Consider the following 18,639-nt stretch of genomic DNA (forward strand, 5'->3'; position numbering starts at 1 on the left):
CCCCGAGGCACCGGAACCGCCGGTGGCCCCGCTCCCTTCCTCGCCGGAGGGGGCGGGGCCACCGGCTCGTCCGCGCGACCGGACGGCACGGGGACCCCGCTCGCGGATCACGCGGTCAGGGGAATGATGCCGAGGGGCTCGCTGGTCGGCTGCGAGGAGCCGCCGGCCGGTTCGACGGTGATGCCGACCGCCACCGCGTCGTCGAGGGGACCCTCCATCAGGCGGGTGTCCCGGACTCCGGTGCCGGGCAGCAGCCCGGCGGGGCGCAGATCGCCGCTCCCGGCCGCGTACCAGAGCTCGTACACCCGGGCGCCGCCGAGGTCCGGCAGGTGCCGGGCCGTGAACACCGCACGGTCCTGGCTCCGTGAGACGACCACGGCGGCGCTCGCCCCGCCGGCCAGCCGCTCCGAGTGCAGGGTGGCGTCCGTCGCCGTGAGCACGTCGCCGACGGCCGCGACGCTGTCCCGCGCCCGCTCCTCGGCCTGTACGGCCCTGGCGCGGGAGTCCCCGGCCTCACGGTGCTGCCACACGGCGACGCCGCCGAGGGCGACGGCCGAGGCGAGGGACGCGGCCAGGGCCATCCGAGCCAGGCGACGGCCCCGCCTCGGCAGGGGCCGGGTCTGCTCCTGCCGGGTCGCCCTGACCTGGTCGAGGGTGCGCCGCCGCAGCTCGGCGGGCGCGGTGGCGCTCATGACGCCGCCCAGCCGGGCCGTCGCCCCCCGGAGCTCGTCGACCTCCCGGCGACACGCCTCGCAGGCCGCCAGGTGGTTCTCGAACGCCGCCTCCTCCGCGGGAGGAAGAGCGTGCAGGACATAGGCGCCGACGGCGTCGTGCGGGTTCTCGGCAGATGTCATGATCCGCCCTCCAGACAGGCACGGAGCTTTCGCAGAGCCGTGCGTATCCTCGACTTCACCGTGCCCGGCGGAGTCGACAGGGACTGGGCCACCTCCAGGTAGGTCAGGCCCTCGTAGTAGGCGAGGACGAGGGGTACCCGGTGGTCGCGTCCGAGGCGACCCAGACAGCTGAAGACCCGCCGGCGCTCGTCCTGCCCCTCCACGGCCTCGGCCACCTCGTCGAAGGGCCGTCCCTCGGACAGCATCGCCGCGCGCCGCTCACGCTCGGCACCGGCCTGCGCGGTCCGCACCCGGTCCACGGCCCTACGGTGGGCCACCGTGAGCACCCAGGCCCGGGCCGTGCCCCGCTCCGGCTCGTAGCGGTACGCCGTCCGCCAGATCTCGACCATGACGTCCTGAGTCACCTCCTCCGCCTGCGCGGCATTCCGCAGGATCCGGAAAGCCAGACCCATCACCGAGTCGGCGAGCGCGTCGTAGACGCCGGTGAAGGCCTCGTGATCTCCGCGGGCCGAACGGACCAGCAGCTCCCCGACGGCCCTGTCGTCCGCGTGTCCCTGGGGCAACCGCTGCTCACCGTCCTCTGCGTCCGTCGTACGCCGAGCCCGAAGCGTGGACCTGGTTTCCTGAGTGCTCCTCCGCCCGACTCTGCCCGTCATCGCGCGCGCGTGCCGGACCGCGGTGGCAATCGGGTGAGCACGGAGCCGACCGGGGCCGGGACCCTGCCCCCGTCGGCTCCGTCCGTCCCGTACGCACCCGGGACGCGTTCGGCACCCACTCCGGGACCGAGATCGAACGCGACGTGGACGGTCTTGCCCCCGAGGGCGGGAACGACCTTGATCCGGCCGCCCAGACCCCGGATCAAGGGGAATCCGAGGCCGCCGGGCTCGTCGAGCGGAGCGTCCCAGGCCGTCTGAGGCAGCTCTTCGCTCTCGTCCGCGACGGCGATGTCCACGACCGTTCCGTGGCGCGTCAGCGTCAGCACGCTGGGTCCCCGGGTGTGGCGGACGGCGTTGGTGACCAGCTCCGAGACGATCAGCAGGGCATCCTCGGTGCGCCCTGGCAGACCCGGTGAGGCCTCCAGCCAGTGCGCGGCGCTGTGGCGGGCGGTCGCGGGAGCCCTCCAGTCGAAGGGCAGCGCGATGCTGTGACGTGTCGTGGGTGAGACCGAAACGGTGGTAATGGTCATGACCGCCCCCTGGACGGCTCGTGCTCGTTGTGGCCTTTCTGAGTGTTCGGAGCCGCGTCCCGGCCGGATGACCTCCGCGTGAGGGCAGGGTCGCCGTGCGCGGGGAGAGACGTCGGCCGCACGGCCGCCGAAATTTCCGTGACCCGGGTTCATCCACGGCGTCCGTGGCCGCGAACCCCCTACGACGCGCACGGCGGAAGGTGACCGAGGGAAGAGCGTCACCCGAGGCGGATCCTCCCCGCCGCAGGACGCGCGTCCACGTCCATGAGAACGAAGGAGGTGTACCCATGGCCACGTTCGTGCGAGTCCGCCGCCTGGTGGCGGGCGCAGCGGCGTCCGGTCTCCTGGCGGGCGGCGTCGCGTTCGGTCTGTCCGGCACGGCGACAGCGGCTCCCGCCGCGTCGTCGGTCGCCACGACCGTCGTGACGGGTGACCACCGAGACCACCACGACCGGTGCGAGTGGAAGCAGGGGCACTGGCAGAACAAGTGGATCAAGGGCCACTGGGAGAAGAAGGAAGTCCACCAGAAGAGCTGGCACAGGGCATACGACGACGATCACGGGAAGTGGCACCAGGGCTACTGGGACCAGGGCGACCACTACAAGTGGGTGTACGTCCCCGGTCACTGGGAGCACGTCTGGGTGAAGGGCCACTGGGACTGCCGCCCCTGGTGACGGCGGACCACGGGCGGGGACCGGCGACGCGGTGTCGGCGGTCCCCGCTCCCGCACGTCTCACGCGGCGGCCATGTCAGGATGCCGCCTACCGGCCTCGGCCCCGGACGTCCGTACGCGTCAGACGAGTGGCCGATCCGTGGCCCTGATCGGCGCGGGCAGGTCGGTCCCCCCGCGCAGATAGCGGTCCGCCGCGGCGGCGGCCGCCCTGCCCTCCGCTATCGCCCACACCACCAGGGAGGGGCCGCGCCCGGCGTCACCCGCGACGAAGACGCCCGTGGACACGGCCTCGTCATCCCGGGCGGTCGAGGCCGGAGACAGTGCCGCGAAGCCGGGAGTCCGGGCGAAGGCGCCCCCGGCGTCGACCGACAGACCGAGAGGGCAGACCAGACCGGGAGCCTGCTCCGGGCCCCGGAAGCCGAGTGCCAGCAGCACGAGCTGAGCGGGGAGCTCGCGCGTCGTGCCCGGCCGGGGGCTCCTCCCGCCGGGTTCCACCTCGGCGAGCACCAGGGCCTCGACCTGCCCCGACGGGCCGCCCAGGAAGCGGACCGCGACGGCCGAGAAGGTCCGGGGATCGCCGCCGGCACGGTCCCAGGCCTCCTCATGGGCGTGGGACATGCGGAAGATCCGAGGGTGCACGAGGGGCCACGGCTCGTCGGAGGGACGGTCGTCGCCCGGGCGCGGACGGACGTCCAGCTGGACGACGGACCTCGCGTCCTGGCGCAGCGCGGTCCCGAGGCAGTCCGATCCCGTGTCCCCGCCGCCGATGACGACGACGTCCTTGCCCCGGGCGGAGAGCGGCGGAGGCACGGGGCAGGAGGGCGTGGAGCGGTTCGCCGTCGTGAGGTATTCCATGGCGTGATGGATCCCGCCCAACTCGCGCCCCTGCCCCCGCAGGTCCCTCGGCACGGTCGCTCCGGTGGCGACCACCACCGCGCCGAACTCGGCTCGTAGCGCGGCCGCGTCCACGGAGCCGCCGACGTCGGAGCCGGTGCGGAACCGCGTGCCCTCCTGCTCCATCTGCGCGATCCGGGCGTCCAGCCGCTCCTTGGCCATCTTGAAGTCGGGAATCCCGTAGCGGAGGAGCCCGCCTACCCTGTCGTCCCTCTCGTGGACCGTGACCGCGTGCCCGGCTCGGGTGAGCTGCTGGGCCGCGGCGAGCCCCGCGGGCCCGGACCCCACGACCGCGACGGAGTGGCCGGAGGCCTTGGCGGGCCGGAGGGGACGCACGTATCCACGGGCCCACGCCTGGTCGGCGACGGCCTGCTCGACGTTCTTGATCGTCACGGGACCGTCGGTCGGCGCGAGGACGCAGGCGTCTTCGCAGGGCGCGGGACAGAGCCGGCCGGTGAAGTCCGGGAAGTTGTTCGTGGCGTGCAGCCGCTCGGCCGCCGTGGCCCAGTCCCCGTGGGCGGCGTACGCGTTCCACTCCGGGATCAGATTGCCGAGCGGGCACCCGCCGTGGCAGAAGGGCACGCCGCAGTCCATGCAGCGTCGCGCCTGGTCGGACACCACCGGCAGCAGCGGCTGACCCGTGTGCACCTCGTCCCAGTCCCCGACACGTTCGCCGGGAGGTCTGGAGGGAGCGGGTCGCCGCGGAATGCGAAGAAAGCCTGCGGGGTCGGTCATGGCGCCCTCTGCGGGGCTCTGGGGGACCGGTGGGGATGCTCCTCATCGTACGTCCGCGGGCGCCGGCCGACCCGCGGCGCGGGCCGTCCGCCCCCGCAGGACGGGGACACGCGTCCCGACGGCTTCGGAGGAATTCCGCGATCGGGACATCCCGCCGGGTCCCGGACACGAATCACCTGTACGAGCCGCCGGCCCCGACCCCCGCTCCACCGACCCCGAGCCCCACCGCGACGGTCGGAGGACGTCAGACCGGCCCACGTCCGCCGGGCACTCCGGCGCACGACACACCCCCCGCAGGGAGAGCGCTCATGAGAGGCAACCCGCTCGAGACGGCGGCGCCCCCCGTCGCCCTGGCCCCCGCACGTGCCGACGGGATCGACGCGGCCGCCGTGGAGGAGCGCCTCGGCCGCCTGCTGGCCGAGGTCGCCCAGCTGGAATCCGTGCCACCGGACGGCGACTTCTTCCGTGACCTGGGGGCCGACTCGCTCCTCATGGCGCACTTCTGCGCCCGGGTGAGGAAGCAGACCGGGCTGCCGCCCGTCTCCATGCGGGACGTGTACCGGCATCCGACCATCCGCAGCCTGAGCGTCGCCCTCACGGGAGCGGCCGCCGCACCCGCGACCGGCGCCGCGACGGCGCCGCGCGAGGCGGTCCGCGCCCACCCGGGCGGCGAGGAGCGCGAGGAGCCGACCTCCGCCCTCGGCCGTCCCCGTGTGTTCGTCTGCGGCCTGCTGCAACTCCTGAGCTACCTCGGCTACGCGCTGCTCCTCGCCGCCATCGTCACCGGGGGATACGCGTGGATCGCGGCGGGCGACGGCCCGCTCGACGACTACCTGCGGTCCGTGCTCTTCGGCGCCGCCGTGCTCCTGATCCTCTGCGCCCTGCCCATCCTCGCGAAGTGGCTGCTCGTCGGGCGGTGGACGCCGGGACGTGTCCGGATCTGGAGCTTCGGCTACATGCGGTTCTGGCTGGTCAAGACCCTGATCCGGGCGAATCCGCTGGTGCTGACCGTAGGTACGCCCGTGTACTCGCTCTACCTGCGCGCGCTCGGCGCCCACGTGGGCCGCGGCGTGACCGTCCTGACCCGCACCGTGCCCGTCTGCACCGACCTGCTGTCCATCGGCGAGCACACGGTCGTCCGCAAGGACGCCCAGATCAGCTGCTACCGCGCCCGGGACTCCCTGATCGAGACCGGCCCCGTCACCCTCGGCCGAGCCGTCGTCGTCAGCGAGTCGACGGTCCTGGACATCCGGACCGCGATGGGTGACCGCTCCCAGCTCGGTCACGCCTCCTCACTCCACGCCGGGCAGGCCATCCCCGCCGGAGAGCACTGGCACGGGTCGCCCGCCCAGCCCTCCGACAGCGACTACCAGGCCGTCGAGGCCGCCCCCTGCGGCACCGTGCGGCGGGCCGTCCACGGGATCGGACAGGTCCTCGTCGCCGTGGCCGTCCTGGCGCCCCTCGCGGTCGGAGGACTGGACGTCCTGCTCTCCCGGACCCCACAACTGGCGGCCGTACTGGAACCCGGGCCTGCCGCCCTCTCCGACCCGGGCTTCTACGGGGACCTGCTGGCCTTCACCGCCCTCGTCTTCTTCGGCGGGATACCGGTCGCCCTGCTGCTCCTGGCCGCGGTGTCGCGGCTGGCCGGCAGGATCGTCGTCCCCGGGCGCGTGTACCCGCTCTACGGTCTCCACCACACGGTCCACCGCCTGTCGACGGTCCTGACCAACCGGCGGAGCCTGAACCGCCTCTTCGGGGACAGCGCCGCCGTCGTGCACTACCTGCGCTGGATCGGGTACCACCTCTCCCACGTCGAGCAGACCGGATCCAACTTCGGGACCGTCGTGAAGCACGAGAGCCCCCTGATGAGCCACATCGGCAGCGGGACGATGATCGCCGACGGCCTCTCCCTCATGAACGCGGACTACTCGAGCACCTCGTTCCGCGTGTCGCCCACCCGCGTCGGCGCCCACAGCTTCCTCGGCAACCTGATCGCCTACCCCGCGCGCGCCAGGACGGGAGACAACTGCCTCCTCGCCACCAAGGTCATGGTGCCCGTGGACGGGCCGGTCCGGGAGAACGTCGGACTGCTGGGATCCCCCAGCTTCGAGATCCCCCGTTCCGTGCTCCGCGACCACTCGTTCGACGAGATCCGCACCGGCGACGAGCTGGCGCGCCGCCTCGCGGCGAAGAGCCGCCACAACGCCACGACGATGGCCTGGTACCTGCTCACCACCTGGCTCTACCTCTTCCTCGTGACCCTGCTCTTCGCCGGCGCCGCGGACCTCTACGGGCAGGCGGGGGTGTGGGCGTTCGCCCTGGCCAACGCCGCCCTGCTCCCGTGCACCGTCGTCTACTACGTGGTGGTCGAGCGGATCGTCACCCTGTTCGGCCCGCTCGGTCCGCTGTTCTGCTCGATCTACGACGTGCGGTTCTGGCGGCGGGAGCGGTACTGGAAGGTGCCCGCCGAGGCGTACTTCCGCGTCCTGAACGGCACGCCGTTCAAGTGCGCCGTCTGGCGGATGCTGGGCGTCCGCGTCGGCAAGGGAGTCTTCGACGACGGGTGCAGCCTCCCCGAGCGGTCCATGGTGACCCTCGGCGACCGCTGCACGCTCAACGCGGGCAGCGTCGTGCAGTGCCACTCGCAGGAGGACGGGGCCTTCAAGTCGGAGCCGAGCAGCCTGGGACCGGACACCACCCTGGGTGTCGGCGCGTTCGTCCACTACGGCGTGGAGATCGGGGCGCGTGCGCACCTGGCGCCCGACGCCTTCCTCATGAAGGGCGAGACCGTGCCCGACGACGGCCGATGGGGCGGCAACCCCGCCCGTCCGGCCGGCCACCCGGACGAGGGAGGCGCGTTCCGATGACCGTCACGCGTGACGCACTGGCCGCGGACGCGCCGACCACGCACGGATGGACCCCGGTGCCGCGCTGGACCACGACGCCCGTCCCAGGCGTGGCGACCCGGACCGTCGAACTCCCGGACGGCGCCGCCGCCCTGCTGCGCCGACGTGCCGACGAGCTGGGCGTGCCGCCCTCCGCGCTGTACCTGGCGGCCCACGCGAAGGTCCTCGCGGCGCTCTCCGGAGAGTCGGTGGTGACCCTCGCCCGGATGACGGCGCCCGGACGCTACGCACCGTGTCGGGTGCCCGTCGCCCCGGGGACGTGGCGGGACCTCGTCGGGGCCGCCGCCCGTGCGGAACAGCCGTACGGCGACGGGGAGGGATCCCGGCTCCACGACCTGCCCGGACCGACTCCCCGGAGCCGGCCCCGAGCCGCCTTCGATCCGGACGGCCACGGACCGCACCTGCCCACCGACGCGACCCTCTGCCTCACCGTCGGGACGGACGCCGGACGTCCCGTCCTGAGGCTGCGGTTCCGGACCGACACCCTGGACGGCGACGCCGGCGCGCGGATCGCCGCGTACCACCTCCAGGCACTCCGCCACCTCCTGACCGACCCGGACGCCCGCCACGACCACCAGTCCCTGCTCTCACCCGCCGAGATCCGGTTCCAGGTCGACGGACTCAGCGGACCGCGAAGGACCCTCCCGGACCGGAGGTTCCACGAACTGTTCGAGGACGGTGCTCGCCTGCACCCGGACCGGGCCGTCGCCGTGCACCGCGGGCGCCGGTGGACCTATCAGGACCTGAACGTACGGGCCAACCGCCTTGCGCGCACCCTCCTGGCCCGGGGGCTGCGCCCCGAGGACACGGTCGCCGTGGTGCTCCCGCGCGACCTGTACTGGATGGCCTGCGTCCTCGCCGTCCTCAAGGCGGGCGGCACCTACCTGCCGGTCGACCCCGACTACCCGCCCGAACGCGTCGCCACCATGCTGGGCCGCGCCGCGTGCCGCGTCGTCCTCACCGAGCCGGGCAGCGCCCGACACCTCGACCGGGCGCTCGCCGCGCCGACGGCGCCCGACGTGATCGACGCCCCCTCCGTCGCGGAGAGCGGAGGCGACGGCGGTGACCTCGGCATCCGCGTACCGGCCGACGCCCTCGCGTACGTCTTTTTCACCTCGGGGTCGACCGGCGAGCCGAAGGGCGCGATGGTCGAGCACGCCGGCATGCTCAACCACCTCCTGGCCAAGACCGAGGACCTCGGCGTCGGCGCGGGATCCGTGGTGGCGCAGACGGCCTCGCAGTGCTTCGACATCTCCCTGTGGCAGCTGCTCGCCGCCCCCCTGGTCGGCGGCCGGACGCTCCTGGTGGAACAGGAGGCGGTCCTTGACGTCCACCGGTTCCTCGACCTGATCACCGAGGAACGGGTCGGCGTCCTCCAGGTCGTACCCTCCTACCTCGACGTCCTGATCTCGGCCCTCGAACGCGCGCCCCGCGCCCTGCCCGACCTGGAGTGCGTCTCGGTCACCGGCGAGGCCCTCCCGGCCGGACTCGCGCGACGGTGGTTCCACGTCCGGCCCGGCAGCAGCCTCGTCAACGCGTACGGCCTCACCGAGACGTCCGACGACACCAACCACGAAGTCATGCGCGAGGCGCCCCGGGAGGACCGGATCCCGCTGGGCCGGCCGATCCGCAACGCGCGCGTCCACGTCCTGGACGACCACCTGATGCCCGTCCCGCTCGGGGCCCCGGGCACCATCGCCTTCTCCGGTCTCTGTGTGGGCCGCGGCTACGTCAACGACCCGGAACGCACCGCCGCCTGCTACCGACCCGACCCGTTCCACCCCGGAGAGCGCCTCTACCTGGGAGGGGACGTCGGCCGCTGGCTGCCCGACGGACGACTCGAATTCCTGGGACGCCGCGACTCCCAGGTCAAGATCCGAGGCTTCCGGGTGGAGATCGGCGACGTCGAGGCCGCGCTGCTGCGCGTGCCCGGCGTACGCGACGGCGCGGTCGTCGTCACCGGCACGGAAGGACACGGACGCCACCTCGTCGCGTTCCACACCGGCGACCCCGCGCTCGACTCCGACCACCTCCGCCGACAGCTGGCCGAGATGCTGCCCGCCTTCATGCTCCCGACCCTGTTCCACCGGCAGGACGAGCTCCCGCTCACTCCCAACGGAAAGACCGACCGCAAGGCGCTCACCACCCTCGCCGAGACCTTCGTACGCGGTGACACGCACGGTGACGCCCCCCGCCCGGGGACCGAGGAGCGGCTGGCGGAGGCCTGGGCGGCGGTCCTCGGCAGGGACGCCTCCACGATCCGGCGCGGCGACGCGTTCGCCGACCTCGGCGGGACGTCCCTCACCGTCGTGCGGCTCGCCGTGACGCTGGACAGGGTCGTGTCCCTGCGCGAACTCACGGCCTCACCGAACCTGGCGGCCCTGGCCGAACTCATCGACACGCGTACAGGGGTGACCGATCCACCGGCGGCCGCATCGAGCCGACGAGCACCCGAAGGCACGACACGACCTAGGAGGGCGACATGAGGACCTCACTGTTCCGAGGGCACCGCGCACCCGTGCCGTCGGCCCCACCGGAGATCGACGGCTCGTCAGGAGCCGTGGAACCGGCCGGATGGGCGGCGGAACACCACGCCGACGTGCTCGGCCTCGTCGCCGCACACGGAGCGGCCGTCGTGACGGGCCTCGGTCTGCGCACCGTCTCCGACGTCGTCGCCGTCCTCACGGAGCTGGACCTGAGCCCGGTCCGGGAGACCGAGGGCTTCGCGCCCCGTACCCCGTACGCGGACGGTGTCTACTCGTCGGCCGCCTGGCCGCCCCAGCGCCCCATGTGCATGCACCACGAGCTGAGCTACGCCGGACAGTTCCCCGGCCTGCTGTGCTTCGCATGCCTGGAGGCCCCCACCGCGGGCGGAGCGACCGGCCTGGCCGACGCCGCCGCCGTCCTGGACGCCCTGCCCGAGGACGAGGTGGAACGCTTCGAAGCGGAGGGATGGATCCTCACCCGGGCCTACCACGAGGAGATCGGCGCCTCCCTTTCCCAGGCCTTCGGGACCGACGACCCCGCCGCGATCGGCGCGTACTGCCGCGCCAACGGCATCGACGCGGACTGGCGCCCCGACGGATCGCTGCGCACCCGGCAGCACCGCAGGGCCGTCGTGCGTCACCCGGACACCGGCCGGCGCTGCTGGTTCAACCAGATCGCCTTCCTCAACCAGTGGACGATGGACCCGGAGGTGCGCCAGTTCCTCGTCGACGAGTACGGCCCCGACGGACTGCCGTTCGACACCCGCTACGGCAACGGCGACCCCGTCCCGGCCGACACCGTCGAGCTCATCAACAGGGCGTACGAGGCCCACACCGTCCGCAGGCCGTGGCGGGACGGCGACCTGATGCTCGTCGACAACGTCCGGACCGCGCACAGCCGGGAACCCTACGAGGGCCCCCGCCGGGTCGTGGTCGCGATGGCGGACCCGAAACGGCAGACGACGCCCGAGGGGCGGACCGGGAGCGCAGTGACATGAACGCCGTACATCCCCTGCCCGCACCGGCCGCGCCCCCGACGGAGGTCTCGGTCCCCCCCTTCGCCGTCGTCCCGGGGCGCCAGGTGAAGCAGGTCCTCGAAGGCCAGGAGCCGACCGTGAAGGACATCGTCGAATCGGCCTACCGCCTGCACGCCGATGGCCGGACGGTGAACCCCGCTTCGACCTTCCTCCGCTTCCCCGACCGGACGACCGCGCGCATCATCGCCCTCCCGGCCTCCCTCTCCGGGACGTCCGGCGTCGACGGACTCAAGTGGATCTCCAGCTTCCCGGCGAACGTCCGGTCGGGGATCCCGCGGGCGTCCGCCGTCCTCATCCTCAACGACCCGGTGACCGGATACCCCTTCGCCTGCATGGAGAGCTCCGTCATCAGCGCCGTGCGGACGGCGGCCTCCGCCGCGTCCGCCGCCGACTGGCTCAGCCGGGGGAGGCCGCGGGCCACGCGCGTGGGCTTCATCGGCACGGGCCTCATCGCCCGCTACATCCACACGTACCTCCGGGGCACCGGCTGGTCCTTCACCGACATCGGCGTCCACGACCGCTCCGCCGAGAGCGCAGCGGGCTTCCGGACCTACCTGGAGCAGTCCGGCGCCGACGGGCGGATCACCGTGCACAGCGACCCCCGGCAACTCGTCCGGGCCAGCGACCTGGTGGTCTTCGCCACCGTGGCGGCCACCCCGCACATCACCGAGCCGTCGTGGTTCGCGCACCATCCGGTGGTCCTGCACATATCCCTGCGCGATCTCGCCCCCGAGATCCTGCTGTCCGGCACGAACATCGTCGACGACCCGGACCACTGCCTGCGCGCCCAGACGTCCCCCCATCTCACCGAGAGACTGACCGGCAACAGGGACTTCGTCCACGGGACGCTCGCCGACGTGATGTCCGGCCGGGTCTCCGTGCCGTCGGACAGGACCGCGATCTTCTCGCCGTTCGGTCTCGGCGTCCTCGACCTCGCCGTGGGCAAGTACGTCTACGACCGGCTGGCAGGCTCCGGCGAACTCGCCGTCGTCGACGACTTCTTCGACGAGCTGAGCCGGTACGGATGAACAAGCGCCGCGACCCCGCCGACCGGCCTTCGAACCCCAGAGGAGAGCACCGTGCCCGTCATCACCGCACCTCACGACTTCAACGAGGACGATCTCTACGTCGACCTGATGCCGGCGCTCGGCCGGCCGCTCTTCCTGAAGTGCGAAGGCTTCAACTTCGCGGGCTCCATCAAGATCAAGGCCGCCGTCGAGATGGTCGAATCGGCCGAGCGGAGGGGCGTGCTCGACGCGGACTCCATCCTGGTCGAGTCCTCCTCCGGCAACCTGGGCGTGGCACTCAGCGTCGTCGCCGCGAGCAAGGGCTACGCGTTCGTCTGTGTCACCGACACACGGTGCAACCTCACGACGCGCCTGATGATGGAGGCACTCGGCGCCCACGTGATCGTCATGTCGGAGGCGGGCGACAGCAGCCTGTTGGCCGCCCGGCTGAACACCGTCCGCGGCCTCTGCGCCGCTGACCCCCGCTACACGTGGCTGAGTCAGTACGCGAATCCGGACAACTGGAAGGCCCACTACCGTAGGACGGCACCCGCGATCGCGCGGGCCTTCCCCCGGATCGACGTCCTGTTCGTCGGTGTCGGCACCGCGGGCACCCTGATGGGCTGCGCGCGGTACTTCCGGACCTGGAACCGGCCGGTGCGCATCGTCGCCGTGGACACCGTCGGATCCGCCATCTTCGGCGACCGCCCGGGGCGCCGGATGATTCCGGGGCTCGGCATGAGCATGAGACCACCTCTGCTCGACCAGGGCTACGTGGACGAAGTGGTCCGGGTCGAGGAGTCCGACACGATCCGTACGTGCCGGGCCATGGCCAGTCGCGGATTCCTCTTCGGAGGATCCACCGGAACGGTCGTCAGCGGCGCGACGGACTGGCTCGACGCCCACCACGAGGAGGACCTCACCTGCGTGGCGATCTCCCCGGACCTCGGCGAGCGCTATCTCGACACCGTCTACCAGTCGAACTGGGTACAAGCCCTCTACGGCGCCGACGCCCTGGACACCGATCCCGTGCTACGGCCCGCACCCGCCCGGAGCACGAGCGGCGGGCCGGCTGCCTGAGACCCACGACGGACGGCTGGTCCGTCGGCCGCGGCCGAGCGGATCACCGCACCGGGGCCTCCCGGCCCTCGTCGTGCCCGACGTCAGTCGGACGTACGGGGGCGGACGCGGCCCGAGTTCGTCCGGGGGCGTCGGTCCTGGGTGGGCTCCCCGCGGACTCCGCCGCGGGCCAGGGGCACCAGGGGGACGGCACCCAGCAGGGCCAGAACCGCCGCCGCCCGCAGCACCGTCCGGAGGGCGGGCCCGTCCGACGCGGCCGACTGCGCCGATCCGCTGATCGCCTCGAGAACGGTCGCGGCGACGGCCACCGCGACCCCGCCGAGCAGGACCAGGGAGGTCAGGACGAGACCCGAGGCGGCCGCGAGCCGTCCGGCGGGCACGTACGACTGGGTCGCGGTGTTGGTCAGCGCCCACCCGAGCCCCAGCCCGATGCCCACCACGACGAAGACCGCCGTGTAGAGGACGAGGGGGTCCGACCAGGTGAGGACCAGCAGGCTCCCTCCGCTGAGCACCATTCCGGCGGCCATGAGGGCTTCAGGACGCCACCGTTCGGCGAGGTGCCCGGACCAGTAGCTCGCGCCGCCGGCGCCGACGGACAGCGCCAGGAAGATGAGCCCCGCGTCCAGGGGCGAGAGGCCGCGAGCCTGCTGGAGGTAGAGCGCGGACAGGACCGCGACCAGGCAGTACACGATGTTCGACACGGAGCCGGCGAGCATGACCGTCACGAAGGGGCGGTTGCGCAGCAGGGACAGATCAAGGAGCGGTTCCGACGCCCGTCGTTCGATGACGAGGAAGCCGACGAGGAGGGCGATCCCCACGAGGAACACGGTGACGGTGGCCGGCGAGCCCCACCCCCACCGGGCACCCTGGTCGACGGCGAGCATGAGCGCGGTGAGCCCGCCCGCGATGGTCAGGGCCCCCGGGACGTCCAGTCGCCGACTCGCATGGGGGTCACGCGTGTCGTCGACGTGGCGCAGCATCAGGAACACGGCGACGGCGCACAGGGGCACGTTGAGCAGGAAGACCGCCCGCCAGCTGACGTGCTCGGCGAACACACCTCCCACGAAGGGGCCGAGGGCCGTGCCCACGGCACTGAACGCCAGCACGGTGCCGACCGCCCGTGCCTGTCGCCCGTCACGGAAGTAGGCGGTGACGACCGCGACGGCCACCGGGAAGATCAACGCGGCACTCGCTCCCTGTGCCACCCGGCCGGCGACGAGCCAGCCCGCGTTCTGAGCGGCGCTGCACAGGACGGACACCGCGGCGAACCCGCTCAGACCCACCACGAGAACCGTGCGTCGGCCGTGGACGTCGGCCACGCGCCCTCCGATGATCATCAGGGCGCCCAGGGCGAGCATGTATCCGCTGACCAGCCACTGAAGGTCGGTCGAGGGTTCGCCGAAGTCACGCGCGATCACCGGCAGCATCAGATTGAGCGCGAACCAGTCCATCTGCACGAGCAGCATCGAGAGCGACGCCGCCGCGATGACCGCCTTGTCCCGCCGGGAGAACACCCGCCCGACCGGCGATCCGTCCGTGCTCGCTCCCATCGGGGCTCTCCCGTCCGTGTCTCCCTTTCTCAGAATGCGCCCGGACCCCGCGGAGCGCACACAGGACGCGGACTTCCCCGGCCCCCTCTGCCCGGGGACGTGTGAGGTCTACACTCCGCGATCATGAACGACTTCATCGACGCGGGCGCCGACCCGCGGCTCTTCGACACCATGTCCACCATGCGCGCCATGCGCCGCCTGAAGCCCGAACCGCTCTCCGAGGCCCTCGTCGAGCGACTCGTCCAGGCCGCGGTCTGGGGCCCCAGCGGTGGCAACATGCAGCGCTTCGAGTACGTCGTCGTCACCGACCGGGACGTCATGGCCCGGCTCGCCCCCCTGTGGGAGCGCTGCGTCGACGCCTACCTCGCCACGACGGGCGCGCTGGCTCCCGAGGGGATGGACGAGGCCGCGTACGGCCGGATGGTCGCCGCGATCGAGTACCAGCGGGACCACTTCGCCGACACCCCCGCGCTGGTCATCCCCTGCTATCAGTTCCCCGCGCCGAGGGTGACGGAGGAGGGGTACGTCGCCTCCGCGCAGGCCCTGGGTCCCGTGGCGACCCAGCGCATGATGGAGACGCAGGAACGTTTCATGGCTCTGGCGGAAGGATCCTGCGTCTATCCGGGTGTCCAGAATCTGCTGCTCGCCGCCCGGGGCCTCGGTCTCGCCGCGAACATCACGATCTGGCACCTGATGCTGGAAGAGGAGTGGAAGCAGGCCCTCGGCATCCCGGAGGACATGCGCACCTTCGCCGCGATACCCGTCGGCCGGCCGATGGGCAACTTCGGCCCCGTCCGCCGCCGCCCGGTGTCGGAAGTCGTACACCTCAACGGCTGGTAGCTCTCACGAGCCGTGACCTGGAGGAAGCACGCCGCGTCCGAGCCGCGCGACGCGACCAGGCACGGCATGTCGACGGTGCGCCCGCGTGAGAAAACACCTCGCGCGGGGAACCCGTGCCTCGTGGACACCGAGAGCAGAAACGCGAAGACCCCCGCGCGCGACGAGCGCGCGCTCTGGTACGGGCTTGCCGCGGCGGGCGTGGCGGCCACCGCGGTGGCGGGCGGGATGGCGGTGGATCCCCGCAGCTCCTGGTACCGCTCGCTGCGCAAGCCGTCGTGGCAGCCGCCCCCGTGGGCCTTCGGAGCCGTGTGGACACCGCTCTACGCGACCCTCGCGTACGCCTCCGGACATGCGCTGGGCATCACGGAGGGAGCGCGGCGGCGTCGGCTCCTCGCGAGTGTCGCGTGCAACCTCGCCCTCAACGCCGGATGGAACTGGCTCTTCTTCCGGCTGCGCAGCCCTCGTGCCGGCCTCGTCGGCTGCGCGTTGCTCGACCTCAGCAACGCCGAACTGATCCGCCGGACCGCACGCGTCGACGCCACGACCGCGTACACGCTGCTGCCGTACGCGGCCTGGAGCGCCTTCGCCACCGGACTGAACGCCGCGATCGTGCGCCGGAACACCTGACGGGGGCCGCGCTCCGAGGCTGGTGCGGCCCGCTGGACGGCAGCCTGCCGTCCAGGGGGCCCGGGCGGGTCAGCTCTTGGTCGTGGTGCAGGTGTAGGCCGAGGAGCCCGAGCCGCTGTAGGCCTCCAGCTCGAGGTAGTAGGTGCCCGTGCCGGATGCGGTCCGGGTGAATCCGAGCGACTCGTCGGCCCCGGTACCGTTGTTGACGGAGCGCGCCAGCGTGCTCCCGGTCGAGTCCAGCCAGTACAGGTCGGCGTCGTAGGCGTTCGGGACGGCGCAGTCGACCTGGATGCTCTGGCCTGCGTTCAGGCCGACCCTGAAGTAGTCGCGGTCGGTCGTGGACTTCATGCTGCCGGTGACCGTGGCCTGCGCGGCCAGGGGGGTGGCGTCGTCGGCGGTGTCACGGGTGTCGTTCGGCTCGCTCTCCGCCAGCGTGCCGCCGCCGGTCTGACTCCCGCAGTTCGTCTGCGGGGCGCCGCTGTAGAGGCTGGAGTCGGCGACGCCGTTGTCGACGCTGCGCAGGTAGTAGCCGCAGCTCGGACGGTTCTTGAAGTCGAAGGTCGAGCCGGGGGTCAGGCGCCAGATCTTGAACCCGGAGTACGTCAGTGGCTTGCGGTCCACGGCCTGCTCGGGCTGGTGGTCGGCGAGGACGGCGTACGCGTCCTTGCCGTACTGGGTCGCCGTGCCGTCGCGGTCGAGGTAGAGCGAGCCGCCCTCCTCGACGCCGACACCCCAGGCGGCCCCGCCGGGCGCCAGACCGTCCTTCACGGCGCGGGCGAGGAAGGCCATGGTGCGGCCCATGCGGTCCCGGGTGACGAAGTGGGAGTCGTTGATGACGCCGGCGTAGTGGGGCCACTGGAACATGCCCGTGGTGAAGGTGACGTAGCGGTCGTACGGGTTGGCGAGGGCCTCGGCGCTGGTGACGCTGCCGTTGCAGGCGTCGTAGACGATGGGGCTGTTGATGTGGTGGCCCGCGCTGCCGCCACCGGAACCTCCGCCCTTGGCGACGACGGACTCGACGGACGCCTCCAGGGCGGTGCCCTTCCACCCGGCGTACCGGCACTGGTCGCCCCCCGCGAAGTAGACGAACTCCGCGTTGCGCACGTCGGCGTTGACCTGGCTGTTGTTGCCGTCGGCGGCGACGGTGAGCGTCCAGGTGGTGCAGGAGTTGACGCCGGTCAGGCTCATGACGGCGTCGCATTCGGGCGTCGCGCTGCCCGATGTCGGAGCCGAACCGGCGAGGACGACCACGTCGATGGATCCGGTGCCGCCACTGATGTCGGTGATGGCCCGGCTCATGGACGCGGGAACGACCGCGCCGGAGCCGTTCATGGTGAAGGCCGGCCCGTTCCAGGACGCCCGGCTGACGTCCGAGGCGCTGCCCAGGCGGATCCTGCTCGCGTTGGCGTGTGCTTCGGGCTGGGAGGTGAGCGTGAGAGCGACCGATATCAGCGCGACGGCCGCGGCGGCGGAGCTGAGGGAGAGTCGTGACGCCATCTGGACTCCTCGGTGGAGGGAGTGGGGGAGGCCTCAGCGGTCGGCTGAAAGCGACGCTGCGTATGAGCCGGCGAGGTTGGTAGCGGAACTTACAAGACACCACCCTGTTCGGGAAGATGTAAGCCGAATTTCGTACGCGCCGGAGCTGTCCGGCACCGAAAGATGCAGCTCAGGGTCACTCCTTATGCCAGAACTCGCCGCGTTACGCGAACGTAACGTGAAGTACAGCTAGTCAATCTTTCGATTGATCTGTAACTTCCCTGGTGTGCGCCGACGGCTCGAAAGCGTCGGCAGAGTCCCCTCGAGAGGTTCCACCGCGATGAACACTCGTCCCGCCCGCCGCGCGCTGACGTCCGTGACGGCTGTCTGTGCTCTTGCGACGCTCGCCGCCTGCGGCGTCAGCGATCCGCCCGCCGTCGCCACCGGCGCAGACGTCTCGGTCGCCGGTGTGGAGATCAAGAAGGACCAGAGCCTCCACGACATGCTTCCGGAGCAGATCAAGAAGGCCGGAAAGGTCCGCGTGGCCACCGACGTGCCCTACCCGCCCTTCGAGATGTTCGTGAAGGAGGGCGCGAGCACCCTCACCGGCCTGGACCACGACCTGGGCCAGGCGCTCGGAGGCAAGCTCGGCGTCACCTTCGCCTTCACGCCGCAGAAGTTCGACGGGATCGTCCCGGCCATCCAGGCGGGCAGGTTCGACGCCGCCATGTCGGCCATGACCGACAACAAGGAGCGCCAGCAGGTCGTCGACTTCGTCGACTACTCCCGGTCCGGCTCCGGAATCCTCGTCGCCGACGGCAACCCCGGCGACATCACCACGCTGGACGACCTGTGCGGGAAGAAGGCCGCGGTCCAGGCCGCGACCAACCAGCTCGACCTGCTCAAGAAGCACCAGACGGTCTGCGCCAAGGCCGGGAAGGGACAGATCGACATCCAGACCTTCCCCAAGGACTCCGACGCGCAGCTCGCCCTCCGGTCCGGCAAGGTCGTCGCCCAGGTCCTCACCAAGCCCGCGGCCGGATGGGTCGCCAAGACCGCGGACGGCGGCAAGGCCTTTGACCTCGCCGAGGACCCCGCCGCGCCCGGCGGCTACAACGCCTCGCCCAACGGCATCGCCGTCAGCAAGAAGCAGCCCGAGCTGACGCACGCCATCCAGAAGGCGCTGCAATCCCTGATCGACGACGGCACCCTCCTGCGGATCTACGACAAGTACGGCGTCCCCTCCATCGCGGTCGAGGAAGCGACCAAGAACGCGGCGGTGGACTAG

General features: G+C 71.9%; 15 protein-coding genes. 9 read left to right on the forward strand and 6 right to left on the reverse strand.

Annotated elements, in window-relative coordinates; all coding sequences use genetic code 11:
- Window positions 1–107: 107 nt before the first annotated feature.
- The 3 genes from ACFYXU_RS22765 to ACFYXU_RS22775 form a co-directional block, all read right to left on the reverse strand.
- Window positions 108–854 (reverse strand): anti-sigma factor domain-containing protein, encoded by a 747-nt coding sequence (locus ACFYXU_RS22765; protein WP_389459565.1) that lies wholly within the window; start codon window positions 852–854, stop codon window positions 108–110.
- Complete coding sequence (gene sigK / locus ACFYXU_RS22770; RefSeq protein WP_384561382.1) at window positions 851–1,417, reverse strand: ECF RNA polymerase sigma factor SigK; 567 nt, start codon at window positions 1,415–1,417, stop codon at window positions 851–853. Before sigK ends, ACFYXU_RS22765 begins: the two co-directional genes overlap by 4 nt.
- A gap of 89 nt (window positions 1,418–1,506) precedes the next feature.
- Window positions 1,507–2,040, reverse strand: a complete 534-nt coding sequence (locus tag ACFYXU_RS22775; protein WP_389459569.1) for an ATP-binding protein — start codon at window positions 2,038–2,040, stop codon at window positions 1,507–1,509.
- A 287-nt stretch (window positions 2,041–2,327) separates the two neighbouring features.
- On the opposite strand from ACFYXU_RS22775, the gene ACFYXU_RS22780 reads away from it, so the two are divergent.
- Window positions 2,328–2,714 (forward strand): hypothetical protein, encoded by a 387-nt coding sequence (locus ACFYXU_RS22780; protein WP_376510070.1) that lies wholly within the window; start codon window positions 2,328–2,330, stop codon window positions 2,712–2,714.
- Between the two features lie 119 nt (window positions 2,715–2,833).
- Here the strand turns inward: ACFYXU_RS22780 and ACFYXU_RS22785 are convergent, their stop codons facing one another.
- The gene (locus ACFYXU_RS22785; protein WP_389459572.1) at window positions 2,834–4,342 is read right to left on the reverse strand and encodes a glutamate synthase subunit beta; all 1,509 of its coding nucleotides are present in this window, start codon (window positions 4,340–4,342) and stop codon (window positions 2,834–2,836) included.
- A 308-nt stretch (window positions 4,343–4,650) separates the two neighbouring features.
- Here ACFYXU_RS22785 and ACFYXU_RS22790 point away from each other — a divergent pair, with 308 nt between their 5' ends.
- The 5 genes from ACFYXU_RS22790 to sbnA are packed head-to-tail and all read left to right on the forward strand — an operon-like array spanning window position 4,651 to window position 12,858.
- Entirely contained in the window at window positions 4,651–7,209 is a 2,559-nt protein-coding gene (locus tag ACFYXU_RS22790) for a Pls/PosA family non-ribosomal peptide synthetase (RefSeq protein ID WP_389459574.1), read from the forward strand.
- Window positions 7,206–9,734, forward strand: coding sequence for an amino acid adenylation domain-containing protein (locus tag ACFYXU_RS22795; RefSeq protein ID WP_389459576.1), 2,529 nt, complete (start codon window positions 7,206–7,208; stop codon window positions 9,732–9,734). Before ACFYXU_RS22790 ends, ACFYXU_RS22795 begins: the two co-directional genes overlap by 4 nt.
- Window positions 9,731–10,732 carry a TauD/TfdA family dioxygenase gene (locus tag ACFYXU_RS22800; RefSeq protein WP_389406979.1) on the forward strand — a complete coding sequence of 334 codons (1,002 nt, stop codon included), beginning with the start codon at window positions 9,731–9,733 and terminating at the stop codon, window positions 10,730–10,732. The genes ACFYXU_RS22795 and ACFYXU_RS22800 overlap by 4 nt, the downstream gene beginning before the upstream one ends.
- Window positions 10,729–11,799, forward strand: a complete 1,071-nt coding sequence (gene sbnB / locus ACFYXU_RS22805; RefSeq protein WP_389459578.1) for a 2,3-diaminopropionate biosynthesis protein SbnB — start codon at window positions 10,729–10,731, stop codon at window positions 11,797–11,799. Before ACFYXU_RS22800 ends, sbnB begins: the two co-directional genes overlap by 4 nt.
- A gap of 51 nt (window positions 11,800–11,850) precedes the next feature.
- Entirely contained in the window at window positions 11,851–12,858 is a 1,008-nt protein-coding gene (gene sbnA, locus ACFYXU_RS22810; RefSeq protein WP_389406980.1) for a 2,3-diaminopropionate biosynthesis protein SbnA, read from the forward strand.
- Between the two features lie 83 nt (window positions 12,859–12,941).
- On the opposite strand, the gene ACFYXU_RS22815 is transcribed toward sbnA, so the two are convergent.
- Window positions 12,942–14,408, reverse strand: coding sequence for an MFS transporter (locus ACFYXU_RS22815; protein ID WP_389459580.1), 1,467 nt, complete (start codon window positions 14,406–14,408; stop codon window positions 12,942–12,944).
- 123 nt (window positions 14,409–14,531) lie between these two features.
- On the opposite strand from ACFYXU_RS22815, the gene ACFYXU_RS22820 reads away from it, so the two are divergent.
- Together ACFYXU_RS22820 and ACFYXU_RS22825 are read left to right on the forward strand one after the other, a co-directional pair.
- Window positions 14,532–15,248 carry a nitroreductase family protein gene (locus ACFYXU_RS22820; protein WP_376510086.1) on the forward strand — a complete coding sequence of 239 codons (717 nt, stop codon included), beginning with the start codon at window positions 14,532–14,534 and terminating at the stop codon, window positions 15,246–15,248.
- Window positions 15,249–15,368: 120 nt separating this feature from the next.
- The gene (locus ACFYXU_RS22825) at window positions 15,369–15,875 is read left to right on the forward strand and encodes a TspO/MBR family protein (RefSeq protein WP_389406981.1); all 507 of its coding nucleotides are present in this window, start codon (window positions 15,369–15,371) and stop codon (window positions 15,873–15,875) included.
- A gap of 69 nt (window positions 15,876–15,944) precedes the next feature.
- On the opposite strand, the gene ACFYXU_RS22830 is transcribed toward ACFYXU_RS22825, so the two are convergent.
- Window positions 15,945–17,372, reverse strand: a complete 1,428-nt coding sequence (locus ACFYXU_RS22830; protein ID WP_389459583.1) for a pre-peptidase C-terminal domain-containing protein — start codon at window positions 17,370–17,372, stop codon at window positions 15,945–15,947.
- A 319-nt stretch (window positions 17,373–17,691) separates the two neighbouring features.
- Here ACFYXU_RS22830 and ACFYXU_RS22835 point away from each other — a divergent pair, with 319 nt between their 5' ends.
- A complete protein-coding gene (locus ACFYXU_RS22835; RefSeq protein ID WP_389406983.1) occupies window positions 17,692–18,639 on the forward strand; it encodes an ABC transporter substrate-binding protein in 948 nt (315 codons plus the stop codon).

Origin of the sequence: Streptomyces sp. NPDC002232, assembly GCF_042890295.1 — a bacterium.
Lineage (GTDB): Bacteria > Actinomycetota > Actinomycetes > Streptomycetales > Streptomycetaceae > Streptomyces.